13 protein-coding genes are annotated in these 13,901 nt (G+C 71.9%); 7 read left to right on the forward strand and 6 right to left on the reverse strand.

The window, feature by feature from the left end; translation table 11 throughout:
- Positions 1 to 6 precede the first annotated feature (6 nt).
- Complete coding sequence (trhA, locus tag MXD59_RS15630) at positions 7 to 702, forward strand: PAQR family membrane homeostasis protein TrhA (protein ID WP_248825463.1); 696 nt, start codon at positions 7 to 9, stop codon at positions 700 to 702.
- Here the strand turns inward: trhA and abmR are convergent.
- The 4 genes from abmR to mca form a co-directional block, all read right to left on the reverse strand.
- Positions 699 to 1,292: an ATP-binding transcription factor AbmR gene (gene abmR / locus MXD59_RS15635; protein ID WP_248825464.1), complete on the reverse strand. Its 594-nt coding sequence runs from the start codon at positions 1,290 to 1,292 to the stop codon at positions 699 to 701. The two genes, trhA and abmR, sit on opposite strands and share 4 nt — an antisense overlap.
- A 99-nt stretch (positions 1,293 to 1,391) precedes the next feature.
- Positions 1,392 to 3,470: a thioredoxin domain-containing protein gene (locus MXD59_RS15640; RefSeq protein WP_248825465.1), complete on the reverse strand. Its 2,079-nt coding sequence runs from the start codon at positions 3,468 to 3,470 to the stop codon at positions 1,392 to 1,394.
- A 156-nt stretch (positions 3,471 to 3,626) separates the two neighbouring features.
- Positions 3,627 to 3,965 carry a hypothetical protein gene (locus MXD59_RS15645; protein WP_248825466.1) on the reverse strand — a complete coding sequence of 113 codons (339 nt, stop codon included), beginning with the start codon at positions 3,963 to 3,965 and terminating at the stop codon, positions 3,627 to 3,629.
- Between the two features lie 133 nt (positions 3,966 to 4,098).
- Positions 4,099 to 4,992 carry a mycothiol conjugate amidase Mca gene (gene mca / locus MXD59_RS15650; protein ID WP_248825467.1) on the reverse strand — a complete coding sequence of 298 codons (894 nt, stop codon included), beginning with the start codon at positions 4,990 to 4,992 and terminating at the stop codon, positions 4,099 to 4,101.
- A gap of 511 nt (positions 4,993 to 5,503) precedes the next feature.
- Here mca and greA point away from each other — a divergent pair.
- The 3 genes from greA (at position 5,504) to MXD59_RS15665 (ending at position 9,846) form a co-directional block, all read left to right on the forward strand.
- On the forward strand, positions 5,504 to 5,986 hold the full coding sequence (gene greA / locus MXD59_RS15655) for a transcription elongation factor GreA (RefSeq protein WP_163547568.1): 483 nt from the start codon (positions 5,504 to 5,506) through the stop codon (positions 5,984 to 5,986).
- Positions 5,987 to 6,440: 454 nt separating this feature from the next.
- Complete coding sequence (locus tag MXD59_RS15660; protein ID WP_248825534.1) at positions 6,441 to 7,832, forward strand: magnesium chelatase ATPase subunit I; 1,392 nt, start codon at positions 6,441 to 6,443, stop codon at positions 7,830 to 7,832.
- Between the two features lie 19 nt (positions 7,833 to 7,851).
- Entirely contained in the window at positions 7,852 to 9,846 is a 1,995-nt protein-coding gene (locus tag MXD59_RS15665; RefSeq protein ID WP_248825468.1) for a vWA domain-containing protein, read from the forward strand.
- Here MXD59_RS15665 and MXD59_RS15670 read toward each other — a convergent pair.
- Positions 9,811 to 10,494, reverse strand: coding sequence for a PadR family transcriptional regulator (locus MXD59_RS15670; protein WP_248825469.1), 684 nt, complete (start codon positions 10,492 to 10,494; stop codon positions 9,811 to 9,813). The two genes, MXD59_RS15665 and MXD59_RS15670, sit on opposite strands and share 36 nt — an antisense overlap.
- A gap of 66 nt (positions 10,495 to 10,560) precedes the next feature.
- Between MXD59_RS15670 and MXD59_RS15675 the strand changes: the two genes are divergently transcribed.
- The 3 genes from MXD59_RS15675 to MXD59_RS15685 all read left to right on the forward strand — a co-directional run bounded on the left by MXD59_RS15675 (position 10,561) and on the right by MXD59_RS15685 (position 12,865).
- A complete protein-coding gene (locus tag MXD59_RS15675) occupies positions 10,561 to 11,052 on the forward strand; it encodes an antibiotic biosynthesis monooxygenase family protein (protein ID WP_248825470.1) in 492 nt (163 codons plus the stop codon).
- Positions 11,053 to 11,130: 78 nt separating this feature from the next.
- A complete protein-coding gene (locus tag MXD59_RS15680; RefSeq protein WP_248825471.1) occupies positions 11,131 to 12,309 on the forward strand; it encodes a trypsin-like serine peptidase in 1,179 nt (392 codons plus the stop codon).
- 94 nt (positions 12,310 to 12,403) lie between these two features.
- Positions 12,404 to 12,865 (forward strand): hypothetical protein, encoded by a 462-nt coding sequence (locus MXD59_RS15685; RefSeq protein ID WP_163547563.1) that lies wholly within the window; start codon positions 12,404 to 12,406, stop codon positions 12,863 to 12,865.
- Between the two features lie 13 nt (positions 12,866 to 12,878).
- Here MXD59_RS15685 and MXD59_RS15690 read toward each other — a convergent pair whose 3' ends face one another.
- Complete coding sequence (locus MXD59_RS15690) at positions 12,879 to 13,778, reverse strand: alpha/beta fold hydrolase (RefSeq protein ID WP_248825472.1); 900 nt, start codon at positions 13,776 to 13,778, stop codon at positions 12,879 to 12,881.
- Positions 13,779 to 13,901: the final 123 nt, after the last annotated feature.

A 13,901-nucleotide genomic window follows, 5' to 3' on the forward strand; every position in this document is an offset into this window, starting at 1 on the left:
CTGCACGTGGCTTCCCTCACGCAGCAGCCTTCCGTGGCTCCGCAGGCGGACCGCTCAACCCACCCACGTGACCTGGTGCGACCACGCATGCGGGGATGGCTACATGCCGGCGCATTCCCTGTCTCCCTTGCACTGGGCCTCCTTGCCGTCGCCCTGGCCACCACGCTCCGTGCTCGACTCGGCATCGCAATTTATGCACTGAGCATTGCCGCACTGTTCGGCACCAGCGCGCTCTACCACCGCACGATGTGGTCGACGTCACGTGCCCGCGCGCGGATGAAACGCCTCGACCATTCAATGATCTTTGTATTCATTGCGGGCACCTACACCCCATTTGCCCTTATTGCCATGCCTACGTCGACGGCACGGATCGTGCTGGCCGTGGTGTGGAGCGGCGCCGCGCTGGGCGTGACGATGCGGATGCTGTGGCTGCACTCGCCGCGCTATCTGATCGTGCCGCTCTACATCGCGCTCGGCTGGGTGGCCGTCTTCGTCATCCCCGAACTCGCCCACCGCGCCGGAATCGCGTCCATGGTGCTGCTGCTGGTCGGCGGGGTCTGCTACAGCCTTGGCGCCGTCGTCTACGCCACCCGTCGACCCAACCCCGCCCCCGCGACCTTCGGCTACCACGAGGTGTTCCACGCGTTCACGCTCGTGGCCGCGCTGTGCCACTACCTCGCGTTGATGTTCGCCATCTTCTAGTCACGCCCCGGCTGGCGACCCGGGCCCTCGGCGCGGATCTTCTCGACGTGTTCCATCGCGTCACGCAGCTGTCGCAGCCAGGTGTCGGCGTTGTCCCCGACCAGCCGGACGCACCAGGCCAGCGCCTCGCTGCGGCTACGGGCCACACCCGAGTCGACCAGGGTGTCGAGCACCTGGCGCTCCGGCTGGCGCAACCGGGTCATCACCGGCACGGACAGCACGGTGAACAGCTCGCTGGCCTGGCCACTGGTCGCCCCCCAGGCGACCTTGCGCCCGTACCGTCGCTCGGCCTCGCCGGCGATCACGACCCGCTCGTCCCGGGTGCTCTCGCGAAACCGCCGAATCCGGCCGGCACCCGCCTCGTCCGGTGCGCTCGTCCCGGCCCCGCCCGCTGACCCGGACCCGTCAGCTGACCCGACCGCGAGCTCGCCGACAACGGTGATCTCGTCTCGGTCGACGACGACCTCCGGGGGGCCGGTGAACCAGTCCGCGGGCACGCGGGCGGCGAACCAGTCCGACGCGTCCTGCCCGGGCCGGCCGTCGAGACGGTCCCCCGATCTGCCGTACACCCGACCACGCGCACCGGACATGTCGCGTCTCCTCGTCGTCCCCCGATCGGATCCCCCACGCACGGGCCGACCTTCGAGGATTACACGCTTACCCGGAAAGCAAGGAAAGCCCGTCGGCCCTCAGGTGGCGACCTTCACGCCCAGTTCCCGGCGCACCTCGTCCACGGTGTGCACCGGCAGTCCGCACACGAAGTCACGGCACACGTACACACCGGGTGCGGTCCGACCGGTCAGCAGCGGACCGCTGGTCACCACGACCGCCCCGGGATCAGTGCCGAGCCGGGCCACCCGCTCCAGCGCGGGGCTGTCCACCACCGCCACCTCGGCCGGCCCCGCCAGCATCGCCTCGGCGACCGCCCCGGCCCAGCCGGCGAACCGGGCGTCACGGGAGAGCAACGGGACGAAACGGGCCAGCGTCCGTTCGGCGGCCTCCCGGTGTTGCGCGGAACCGGTCAGCGCGGCGTGGGTCAGCAGCGCGCCGGCCACCGCCGCCTGACCGGACGGGGTCGCCGAGTCCGAGTCGTCCCGCGGCCGGCGCAGCAGGACCTCCGCGTCGTCGGCGGTGTCGAAGAAGCCGCCGTCCGGCGCGGTGAAGTGGGTACGGACGACCTCGAGCAGCCGCCCGGCGAGGTCCAGCCACTGTGGGTCGCCGGTCACCTGATGCAGGGTGAGCAGACCCTCGGCGACGTCGCCGTAGTCCTCCAGCACACCGACGTTCGATCCGACCCGACCGTCGCGGCTGGTGCGTCGCAGCCGTCCGTCCACCAGATGCACATCGCGCAGCAGTTCGGCGGCGCGGCAGGCGGCCCGCACCCACCGCGGCTCGGCGAACAGGGCACCGGCCTCGGCGAGGGCCGCGATCGCCAGCCCGTTCCAGGCCGCGACCACCTTGTCGTCGCGCGCCGGCTGCGGGCGGGTCGCCCGGGCGGCGGCGAGCGCCGTCCGGATTCGGGCGAAACGTTCCTGGTCCGCGGGCTCCACCGGATCGACCGGCAGCCGCAGGACGGACGTCCCGTGCTCGAAGGTTCCGTCCTCGGTGACCCCGAGGATCTCGGCGGCGAACGCCGCGTCCGCCTCGCCGAGCACCGCGCGCAGCCCCGCCGGCGTCCAGGCGTAGCTGGCCCCTTCCTGCGCCAGAGGCGGATGCCCTGCGGTCGCACCAGCGGGTACGGCCTCACCAGCGGGTACGGCCTCACCAGCGGGTACGGCGTCGGCGTCCAGCGCGGAGGCGAAGCCTCCCTGATCGGTCAGCAGGTCGGCGAGCAGGAAGGTGGCGGTCTCGGTGACCACGCGCCGGGCGAGCGGGGATTCGGTGGCCCGCCACAGATGCAGGTAGACCCGCAGCAGCTGGGCGTTGTCGTAGAGCATCTTCTCGAAATGCGGGACGGTCCAGGTCGCGTCGACGCTGTAGCGGGCGAAGCCACCGGCCAGCTGGTCGTAGATGCCGCCCCGGGCCATCCGCTCGCAGGTGACCGACACCATCTCGAGGCTGCGCGGATCGCCGGTGCGCGCATGATGGCGCAGCAGCATCTCGGCCACCATGGCCGGCGGGAACTTCGGCGCCCCGCCGAACCCACCGTGGCGTGCGTCGAACCGGGCCGACAGCCCGGCCACCGCGCTGTCCAGCAGGTGCGCGGTCACCCCTGGCGACTCGGCGAACGCGTCGGGTATGCCCGCGGCGGCGATGATCGTGCCGTCGGCCGCCTCGGCGATCCGGCGGGCGATGTCGGCGCCCGACTCCTCCAGCTCCGCGCGCCGGACCCGCCAGGCGTCCGCGACCGCCGCCATCACCTGGCGAAACGAACCCATGCCCGGTCGGGGTTTGGGCGGAAAGTAGGTACCGGCGAAGAAGGGTTCGGCCGTCGGGGTGAGGAACACCGTCATCGGCCAGCCGCCGTGGCCGGTGAGGGCGACCGTGACGTCCATGTAGACCGCGTCGACGTCGGGTCGCTCCTCCCGGTCGACCTTGATGTTGACGAAGTTGTCGTTCATGTAGGCGGCGGTGTCCGCGTCCTCGAACGACTCGTGCGCCATGACATGACACCAGTGACACGCGGCGTAGCCGACGGACAGCAGTACGGGAACGCCCCGCTCCTTCGCCTCGGCGAAGGCCTCCGGGCACCACGGCCACCAGTCGACCGGGTTGTCGGCGTGCTGCAGCAGGTACGGAGACGTCTGTTCCGCAAGCTTGTTCCGCACCGGGCGACTCCTCGCGATCCACGTGTTGTCAGCCTGCGCCACCGGACGGCCAGGAACGCTGATGGTCAGAAACGCTGATGATCAGAAACGCTGGCGGCCAGGGAGCGCCGACGGCCGAAGAGGACCCGAGGGCCGGGAACCCCGAGGGCCAGGATGTCAGTGCCCGGCGGGCGGACCAGGCTGGCTGGGCAGCGTGGCCTGGCCCTCACCACTGGTGACGACCTCACCGTCGATCACGGGCGCCCGCCCCCGCATGATCGGTGAGCGTCGACGCAGGGCCTGGCGGGGATCGACGGTGTCGTCGGCGGCCCGCTCCGAATCGACACCGCGGAACGCACCACTGGCCACGTTCGCCCGCATCCGCCGCAGGCTGCGCGACAACATGATGAACAGACCCACGGACACCGCGAGCAGAACCACGACGACGAGCAGCCCGAGACCGCCGGCGTTGCGCTCCTGCGCGGCCAGCACGGAACCGGCGAAGATGTGTTTCACGCCTCACGTCCTCACAGCACGCGACTTCACGCCAACAACAGCAGGACATCCGCGTCCGACCTTACGCCGCCGCTGGCGTGCCCTGACCCGTTCGGCGACCCGTTCGGCGGCCCGGGCAGGGCCGCCGCACCGGTCAGATTCCGTTGAAGAGGTCGTCCTCGGGCAGCTGCCCGACCTCGATCAGCGAACGGGCCAGCTGGTAGTCCTCCGTCGGCCAGGCCTCACGCTGGATGTCCATCGGGATGCGGAACCACCAGCCGGTCGGGTCGATCTGGGTGGCATGGGCGATCAGGGCCTGGTCGCGGGTCTCGAACCAGTCGGCGCAGGGCACCCGGGTGGTCAGCCGTCCGGCGTCCTCGGCATGGTCGATCCATTCCGAGAGCCGCTCGCCGTAGGGGGACTCCAGGCCTCGGGCGAGCATCGTCTCGTGCAGCGCGAGGATGCGTTCCTTGTGGAAGGACAGGTGGTAGTAGAGCTTCAACGGCTGCCAGGCGTCGAGGCCCGCCTCGGTACCGACCTCGGGGTAACGCGCCGGATCACCGGCCGCCTCGAAGGCCTCGACGCTGATGCGGTGGGTCATGATGTGATCGGGATGAGGGTAGCCGCCGGCCTCGTCGTAGGTCGTGATGACCTGCGGCCGAAAGGTGCGGATCAGCCGGACCAGCGGGCGGGACGCCTCCGCCAGGTCGATGGTGGCGAAGCGCCCGGGCGGCAGGGGCGGCGGCGGGTCACCTTCGGGCAGACCGGAGTCCCGGAAGCCCAGCCATTCCTGCCGGACGCCAAGGATGCGCCGGGCGTTGTCCATCTCCTCGCGACGGATCTCGGCGATCCGTTCGGCGACTCCCGGCGTGTCCATCGCCGGATTGAGGATGCTGCCTTCCTCTCCCCCCGTACAGGTGACGACCAGGACGTCAACGCCCTCGCTCACGTAGCGCGCCATAGTCGCCGCGCCCTTGCTGGACTCGTCATCGGGATGTGCGTGGATGGCCATGAGACGCAGGCCATGCCGCTCGTCGACCGCAGCCATGCGACCATTGTGCTTGACGAACCGCGGTATCCGGCGATCTGGCAGCAGGTACCGTGCCCGTACCTCGACAGCACCGCGGACGCATCACACCACCGCGGACGCATCAGTGGTCACCACGGCGTTCGACAGGGTGGTCGGCGGAGCGGAAACCTCCAGGGTTCGTCCGACGTTCGATCTGGAAGAGTCACCCAACGCCGTGGCACAATACACCGTCCGCACACGCGGCGGCGGGTGCAGCACGTCGCCGGCCGGCGCACCGACAGTGGCGTCGGTCTGGCCCCGGCGCGGGCGGGCTCGGCGGTTCTGGCGGCGGCGGCCGCCGTGGCCGTGCCACCAGTGGCAGTACTCGTGATCAGCGGCCCGCTCCGGGGCTCCCCGGGCGGGTGTTCGTGCTGGTCCGGAGGCCGCCGCCGGCCCAGGCAAGCCGCGGCGGGCAGCGGGCTCACCCTGAGTTCCTTGATCGATGTTGCTACCATGACCCTTTTGATGTTCACCGAGGAGCGTGACCCGCGTGACGCAGCAGACTTGGCTCACCCAGGAGGCCTACGACCGGCTCCGCTCCGAGCTCGACTACCTGACCGGCCCCTGGCGCACCGAGATCGCCGCCAAGATCGAGGCCGCCCGGGAGGAGGGTGACCTGCGCGAGAACGGTGGGTACCACGCGGCGAAGGAGGAGCAGGGCAAGCAGGAGGCCCGGATCCGCCAGCTCGCCGATCTGCTGCGCGACGCCCAGGTCGGCGAGGCGCCGGCGGTCAGCGGCCAGGCCGGGCCGGGCACCATCGTCGAGGTCAGGTTCCCGGGCGAGCGGGAGACCGAGAAGTTCCTCATCGGGTCACGCGAGGATCACAGCACCGCGATCGACGTCTTCTCCCCCGCATCACCCCTTGGTGGCGCCGTCACCGGACGCAAGGCGGGCGAGACGGTGAGCTACACACTGCCCAGCGGCCGCTCGGCCAAGGTCGAGATCGTCTCGGTCGTGCCGTACGCCAGCTGAGCCGCGCCCGTGTCCCGGTGACCGGGCGGGCGGTTCCTCCGATAGTCCGACCGGCGCGGCCAACACGGCGACAGTCGCAGGTCGCGGGCCCATGGCGCGTCGCCTGACGCGGCACCGCGAGGCCGACCGGCGAGTCGCGGGCCCCGTCCCGCGGTGCGTCCGCGCGGTGCACGGTGCGGTGTTCTGACGGAACGTGCACCGCGCACCGCCGCGGCCGGCCGGCCACCCGGTCGGCCGCGGCGGTGGGCTACGCCCGCAGCGGACGGCGGCCGACTTGGCTGCGCACCGGGCGACGCCGACGTACCGTCAACCCGTGGAGGATCTGCCGGTACCACCCCGTCATTCCATCCCACCGACCGCGACCCCCCCGGTCGCCGCCTCCTCGGCGACGGCCCCACCGTCGGCGACCGCCCTGCTCAGCACGCCTGTCGGCGCGCCGCCGGCGGCCGCCACCTTGGGCGAGCTTCGCCGCAGCGGGCATGTCCACCGCTCCGTACGCGCCGAGCTGCGGGACAACCTCGTCACCGCGATGCGCGGTGAGCAGCCGCGGTTCCCGGGCATCGTCGGTTTCGACGAGACGGTGCTGCCGCAGGTGGAGCGGGCGATCCTGGCCGGTCACGACATCGTCTTCCTCGGTGAGCGCGGGCAGGGCAAGACGCGCCTGATCCGGACACTGGTCAGCCTGCTCGACGAGTGGTCACCAGCCGTGGCCGGCTGTGAGATCAACGACCATCCCTACGCACCGGTCTGCGGGCGCTGTCGGGCGCTCGCCGCCGAGCGGGGGGACGAGCTGGCGGTCAGCTGGCGCCATCGCGGCGAACGGTTCGGGGAGAAGCTCGCCACACCCGACACCAGCGTCGGTGACCTGATCGGCGATGTCGACCCGGTCAAGGTCGCCGAGGGTCGCACCCTGGGCGACCCGGAGACGGTGCACTACGGGCTGGTCCCGCGGACCAACCGCGGCATCTTCAGCGTCAACGAGCTGCCTGACCTTGCCGAACGCATCCAGGTCTCGCTGCTCAACGTGCTCGAGGAACGTGACATCCAGGTTCGCGGCTACCTGCTGCGTCTTCCCCTGGATCTGCTGCTGGTCGCCTCGGCGAACCCGGAGGACTACACCAACCGGGGCCGCATCATCACCCCGTTGAAGGACCGCTTCGGCGCCGAGGTCCGGACCCACTACCCGTTGGTGCTGGCCGACGAGCTCGCGTTGATCCGCCAGGAGGCCGCCGTCAGCTGGGCCGGTTCGCCGCTGGGCAGCCCTGAGCTCGCCGACCATCTGCTCGAGGTCGTCGCCCGGTTCACCCGGCTTGTCCGCGACGCGCCGCAGGTCGACCAGCGCTCCGGCGTGTCAGCGCGGCTCGCCGTGGCCGCCGCCGAGACGGTGGCCGCCTCCGCGGTGCGGCGCGCGGCGCTGACCGGCGAGGAGACCGCCACCGCCCGGGTGGTCGACCTCGTCTCGATCATCCCGGCGGTGCGCGGCAAGGTCGAGTTCGACCAGCTCGAGGAGGGCCGCGAGGACGAGGTGCTGGCGCTGCTGCTGCGCCGCGCGATCGCCGAGACCTTCCGGGCCCGGCTGGCCGGCGCGGATCTCACCGGGCTGCAGGACCGCTTCGAGAACGACGGTCCGGTCGAGACCGGGGAGCTCGTCCCGGCGACCGAACTGCTACGCCGGATCGGGCCGGTGCCCGGGCTCGCCGCGATCCTCGGCCGGCTCGGTGTGGACGGCGCGGAGTCGCCCGGTCTCGCCGCCGCCGCGCTCGAGCTCGCGATGGAGGGCCTGTACCTCAACCGCCGGCTGGCCAAGGAGGAACTGCCCGGCCGAACGGTCTACGGCGGGTCGTGACCCAAGGGAGGACATCCCGGTGAATTCCGGTACGTTCCGCTACAGCCCGTTCGATGGTGGCCCTGACCCGCTCGCCTCACCGTTCGCCGCCGCCGGCGCCCTGGACGAGATGTCACGCCAGATCCTCGAGGGGCGTACCCCCCGCGAGGCGCTCGACGCCCTGCTGCGCCGCGGCATGCCCGGTCGCCGCGGGCTGGACGACCTGCGCCGCGCCATCGAGCGTCGCCGCCGGGAGGCCCGTTCCCGCGGGCGGATGGACGGCACCCTGACCGAGGTCCGTCGGCTGCTGGACACCGCGGTGGGCCAGGAGCGGGCGGCGCTGTTTCCCGACCCGTCCGACACCGCCCGGCTACGCGAGTCCGAACTCGACAGCCTGCCGTCGGACCCGGCCCGGGCCGTGCGCGCGCTCGCCGACTACGGCTGGCGCTCCCCGCAGGCACGTGAGACCTACGAGCAGATCTCCGAGCTGTTGCGCCGTGAGGTCCTGGATGCCCAGTTCAAGGGCATGAAGCAGGCGCTCGAGCAGGCCAGTCCGGAGGACTTCGCCCGCATCCGCGAGATGATCGGCGCGTTGAACAGCATGCTCGAGGCGGACCTGCGCGGGGAGGACACCAGCGCGGCGTTCGAGCGGTTCATGGCGGAGTTCGGCGACTTCTTCCCCGAGCAACCGCGGTCGCTGGCCGATCTGGTCGACGCGCTGGCCCGTCGGGCGGCCGCCGCGGCCCGGCTGCTGGCCGGGCTGACCCCCCAGCAGCGGGCCGAACTCGCCGATCTGCTGTCCACCGCGCGGGAGGACCTCGGGCTCGCCGCCGAGATGTCCCGGCTCGACCAGGCGCTGCGGGCGGCCCGGCCCGACCTGAACTGGGGTGGACGGGCACGCGGGCGCGGCTCCCGGATGGGCGAGGGCCTCACCGGCGACACACCGCTGGGCCTCGGCGATGCCACCAGCGCCCTCGAGGAGATGGCCGAGCTGGACGAGCTCGCCTCGACCCTGAGCCAGGACTACGCTGGCGCGTCCCTGCAGGATGTCGATCCCGAGGCCGTCGCTCGGGCGCTGGGCCGCTCCGCCGTCGACGACCTGCGCAGCCTGCAGCAGATCGAGCGGGAACTCGAAAGCCAGGGGTTCATCACCCGCCGGGCCGGCAACCTCGAGCTCACCCCGCGAGCGGTGCGCCGCATCGGTCAGGCGGCGCTTGCCCGCATCTTCCGGCAGGTCTCCGCCCGTGGCCGAGGCGACCACGGCCAGACCGATGCCGGGTCCGCCGGCGATCTGCTGGGCACGTCCCGCGCGTGGCAGTTCGGCGACACCCAACCGATCGATGTGGTGCGCACGGTACGTAACGCCGTGCTGCGCGGCGGTCCGACCGGCCCCGGACGTCCCGTCCGCCTCACGGTCGCCGACTTCGAGGTCGCCGAGACCGAACGTCGTACCACGGCCGCGGTCTGCCTGCTGGTGGACCTGTCGTACTCGATGGCGTTGCGGGGCACCTGGGGCATCGCGAAGTCGACCTCGTTGGCACTGCACGCCCTGGTCAGCACCTCTTTCCCCCAGGACAAGATCCACATCATCGGCTTCTCCGACTACGCCCGCGAGCTGCGCCCGGTCGAGCTCGCCGGGCTCGACTCGGAGATGGTCCAGGGCACCAACCTGCAGCACGCGCTGCTCATCGCCGGCCGGCTGCTCAGCCGCTACCCGCAGGCCGAGCCGGTCGTCATGGTCGTCACCGACGGTGAGCCCACCGCCCACCTGCTGCGCGACGGCACCCCTTCGTTCTCCTGGCCGCCGATGCCCGAGACCCTCGAACTCACCCTGGCCGAGGTCGACAAGCTGACCCGGCGCGGCGTCACGATCAACGTCTTCATGCTCGACGACGAGCCCCGGCTGGTGCAGTTCGTCGAGGAGATGGCCCGCCGCAACGGTGGCCGGATCCTCTCCCCCGACCCGCAGGCACTCGGCAGCTACGTCATCCGCGACTACCTACGCTCCCGGAGTCGCCGCCGCGCCGCCCGCTGACCCACCAGCCGCCTTCCGCCGCCCCCGCCTGGCGGGGGTCGCGGAAGGCGGGGCGGTGGAAGACCCTGCGGTGGGCGGGTCGGTGCGGTCTGGCGCGGGGTCGTGGGAGCGCGCGACGATGCGGGGGTCGTTGGCGACGCCGTCCCAGAAGTCGACCGCCAGCTTCTCGTAGGCGAGACCGAGTTCCAGCGTCTGGCGCAGTGACCACACGATCTCCCGCGGTGGCAACGCCGCGAGCCGCTGGTACACCGCCAGCTGCACGCGGTGCGCGTCCGCCTGCTCGCGGGCCAGCCGGGTCACGTCCTGCGGCTGGGCCAGGTCGCCGAAGGCGAGGCGCAGCAGGCCCGGGTCGCGCAGTTCGGTACGGCCCGCGTCGCTGCGCGCCAGCCACTGCTCGAACCGGCGCCGGCCCGCCTCGGTGATCCGAAAGACCCGGCGGCGACGGCCGCCCTCCTCCCGTTCCTCCTCCAGCAGCCCGGCCGCGGCCAGCCGCGGGGGCTCCTTGTAGAGCTGCGCATGGGGAAACGACCAGAAATGCCCCACCGACCCGGCCACGCCCACCTTCAGGTCGTACGGCGTGGCGCTGCCGCGGCGGGCGATCTCCCCGAGCACCAGGTAGGACACGGGCGTCAGCGCGATCTCCTCCATGATCCCGATGATACGGCTTGACTCATACGGTCTCTTTAATACTATTGCCTGGACGGTATGAAAGAGATGGTTGACCCGCCCGACTCGCCCTCCTGGAGATCCGCCATGCCGACCTTCCCCTGGACCACGCCACACAGTCCGACGGCCTCACCGAACCGGCCGCCCGAGCCGGCGGGTGGCGCGACCACCCAGACGATGGCGTCCCGGTTCATCCTGCGGTCACGCTGGCAGACGGTCGCGATGCTGCGCCAGTCCCTGGCGGTGCGCCGAGCACTGCTGACCACACCGGGGGCACTCGGGGTGTCCCTGGTGGCCCGTCCACTTCGGCGCGAGTACTACACGCTGTCGCGCTGGACCGACCGCGACGCCCTCAACGCCTTCGTTCGCAGCGACGCGCACGTCGCGGCGATGCGCCGGTTTGGTCCCGCGATGGCCGATGCCCGCTTCGCCTTCTGGCCCACCGCGGCCGAGGCGGACGCGCCGAGCTGGGAGGACGCCTTCGCCCGCCTCGCCGACGCCCCGTCACGGCCCCACCAGGCACCCACCCGCATCGGGTGAAGTCCGCCGAGAGCTCGGTACCCGACCCCAGAGCGCCACCGAACCACGACCAGTCTGCTACCGTCCGCGATCGTGTTGATGCGGAGAGTGCGAGGGCCGGCGAGACATCGCGACACCGCGCCCCGCCGCGTCGCCAGACCTCGCCCACCCGCCCGCTCCCGGCTACTGGCCGCCGTCCTGCTGACCGCGGGGGTCGCCCTGGCACCGGCGGCCCTGCCCGCCACTCCCGTGCTGGCCGGGGCGTCACACGGAACGATCAGCAGCCCGTCCTCGACGGGAGCCATCCCCGCCAGCCCCGGTGCCACGGCCGCCCTTGGCTCGTCCACCTCGGGCCGGCCGGACGCCCCGAGCGCTTTCGGCGCGCTCACCGCCGCGGAGCAGGAGCAGGTCACGCTCTACTGGACCACCACCCGCCGGGAGCGCGCCTTCGGCTCCCACTCCGCCGCCAGAGCAGACGCGACCGATACCGGCCCCGATGCCGGGGCCGGCATCGGTTCCGATGCGGCTGAGATGTCCCCGTCGGCGGCCGCGGCCGAGACCGGTCAGGGGCCGGCGGGTGCGCCGCCGGCGCCGAGCAACGGCGCTCCCTACCGTGGCGGTGGGCTGGTCACCTCGACGACCGGGCGGCTGTTCACCACCATCGACGGCGCCGACTTCGCCTGTTCCGCCAGCGTCGTCACGAGCCCGGGCCGCAACCTTGTCGTCACCGCCGGACACTGCCTGCACGGCGGGGCGGGCTCCACCTTCGCCCGCAACGTCGCCTTCGTGCCGGGCTACGCCAACGGTTCGATGCCCTACGGCATCTGGACCGCCCGGCAACTGCTCGCCACCCCGGGCTGGTCCCAGCGCGGGGACTTCGATGTCGACGCCGGCTTCGCCACGTTCAACCCGCACGGCGGACGTCGCCTCCAGGACGTCGTCGGCGCCCAGGACATCGCGTTCAACCTGCCGACCACCGTCCGGCAGTACAGCTTCGGCTATCCGCGGCTGGCGCCGTTCGACGGCACTCGGCTGATCTACTGCGCGAGCCCCGCGGCGACCGACCCGTACGGCGGCCCGTCCATCGGAATTCGCTGCCGTATGACCGCCGGAGCCAGCGGCGGCCCCTTCCTCACCGGCCTCGGTCAGCTCGGCCCCGGACACGGCTGGATCGACGGGGTCGTCAGCTACGCCTACGCCGGTTCGACCGACCGGCTGTACGGCACCCGCTTCGGCGACGAGGTCCGCACCCTTTACATCCGCTCCCTCCAGCTGTGAGGCACCCCGGCCCGGGGTGGTCCGGCCGAGTGGTTCGACCGGACCCGCCCCAGCCGGTGTGCCAACCTCCGCCATCGATCGATAGCGTCGGCGCATGCCACATCCGGGTGCCTTCGGGTTGTTACTGACCCTGCACGTCGTCCTCGCACTGTTCCTGCTGGGACCACTCGCCCTGGTCTGCGTGACGGCGCCGGTGCTGCTGCGGGCGGTACCCGGGCCACTGCCGGTGCTGCTGCTGGCCACCCGGCTGGTGCGGGTGCTCGCGGCAGCCTCGCTGCTCATCGTGCTCACCGGCGTGGGGCTCGTCCATCAGGGATCGTTCGGCAGCGTCCGCTCGCTGGGAGACGGCTGGCTGCTGGGCTCGCTCCTGCTGTGGGCGCTGGGCTGCGCGAGCTGCCTGGGCCTGGTCGCACCAGGAATGTCGCGTGCGATCACCGAGGTGGAGGCCGGTGGCGACGCTCGGCGCCGGATCGCCGGCGTCGCCGTCGGCGCGGCGACGAGCACCCTGTGCTGGCTTCTCGTCGCCAGCCTGATGGTGATCAAGCCTGGCGCCTGAACGCCCGCGTCGATCAGCTCGCGGCCGCCAGCGACGCACGGCCCGCCTCGCCCCGATCGACGACATCCTCGAGCTTGTCGAGCAGCCGGTCCCACACCGGCCGGGGCAGGTCGTGGCCCATCCCGTCGATCTCGAACAGTTCGGCGGCCGGGATCGCCGCCGCGGTCAACCGTCCGCCCAGGACGGGCACCAGCGGGTCCGCTCCGCCGTGCACCACGAGCGTGGGGGTGGTGAGCGTCGCGAGATCGGCGGTCCGGTCGGGCGCGCTGAGCAGGGCCGCAGCCTGGCGCAGCAGCCCGTTCGGGTCGCTGCGCCGCTCCCAGTAGATCCGGGTCCGCTGGGCGAGCCATGCCTCGTCCGAGGGAAACTCCGGTGAGCCGAGCACCCGCTGGGCCTCCTGGGCGGCGAGCAGGGACGTCTCCAGGCTGTCCGGGGCCGGGCGCATGAACAGCCCGAGCGCCTCGGGCCTTGGCTGCACCCGGTGATCACCGGGATGTGACATCAGGGATGTGAGGCTGCGGACCCGTCCCGGCTGACGCAGCGCCGCGACCTGGGCGATCATGCCACCCATCGACTGGCCGACCAGGTGGGCCGATTCGATGCGCAGGGCGTCGAGCAGCCCGAGGGCGTCCTCGGCCAGGTCGGCCAGGGTGTACGGGGCATGTTCGAACCGGCCGGCCAGGATCGCGGCGAGATCGGGCTGACCGAGGGCATCGAGATGAGTCGACTCGCCGACGTCCCGGTTGTCGAACACGACCACCCGGTAGCCGCGGCGGGCCAGCGCGACCAGAAGATCTGGATGCCAACCGGCGCGTTGCTGGCCGAGCCCGCCGATCAGCAACAACGGCCGTCCGCCGTTGTCACCGTGAATCTCGTAGGCCAGCTGCAGGCCGTTGGCCATGACGATGCTCATGGCCCGGACGGTAGCCATCCGATGGCGCAGACGCACGCCTTCCCGCCCAAGACACCCAAGCCGGCCCTCGGGGCCCGCCCGGAGGTCCACCGCGAGGCCCACTGCCGGGTCCACCGCGAGGCG

The sequence above is a fragment of the Frankia umida genome (assembly GCF_023242945.1).
Lineage (GTDB): Bacteria > Actinomycetota > Actinomycetes > Frankiales > Frankiaceae > Frankia > Frankia umida.

What these genes read in the sequence shown, in the direction of transcription:
- abmR (WP_248825464.1), bottom strand. Translation starts at nt 1,292, where the DNA reads ATGTCCGGTGCGCGTGGTCGGGTGTACGGCAGATCGGGGGACCGTCTC.
- mca (WP_248825467.1), bottom strand. Translation starts at nt 4,992, where the DNA reads ATGGCTGCGGTCGACGAGCGGCATGGCCTGCGTCTCATGGCCATCCAC.
- MXD59_RS15670 (WP_248825469.1), bottom strand. Translation starts at nt 10,494, where the DNA reads ATGGAGGAGATCGCGCTGACGCCCGTGTCCTACCTGGTGCTCGGGGAG.
- MXD59_RS15675 (WP_248825470.1), top strand. Translation starts at nt 10,561, where the DNA reads ATGGTTGACCCGCCCGACTCGCCCTCCTGGAGATCCGCCATGCCGACC.
- MXD59_RS15680 (WP_248825471.1), top strand. Translation starts at nt 11,131, where the DNA reads ATGCGGAGAGTGCGAGGGCCGGCGAGACATCGCGACACCGCGCCCCGC.
- MXD59_RS15685 (WP_163547563.1), top strand. Translation starts at nt 12,404, where the DNA reads ATGCCACATCCGGGTGCCTTCGGGTTGTTACTGACCCTGCACGTCGTC.
- MXD59_RS15690 (WP_248825472.1), bottom strand. Translation starts at nt 13,778, where the DNA reads ATGAGCATCGTCATGGCCAACGGCCTGCAGCTGGCCTACGAGATTCAC.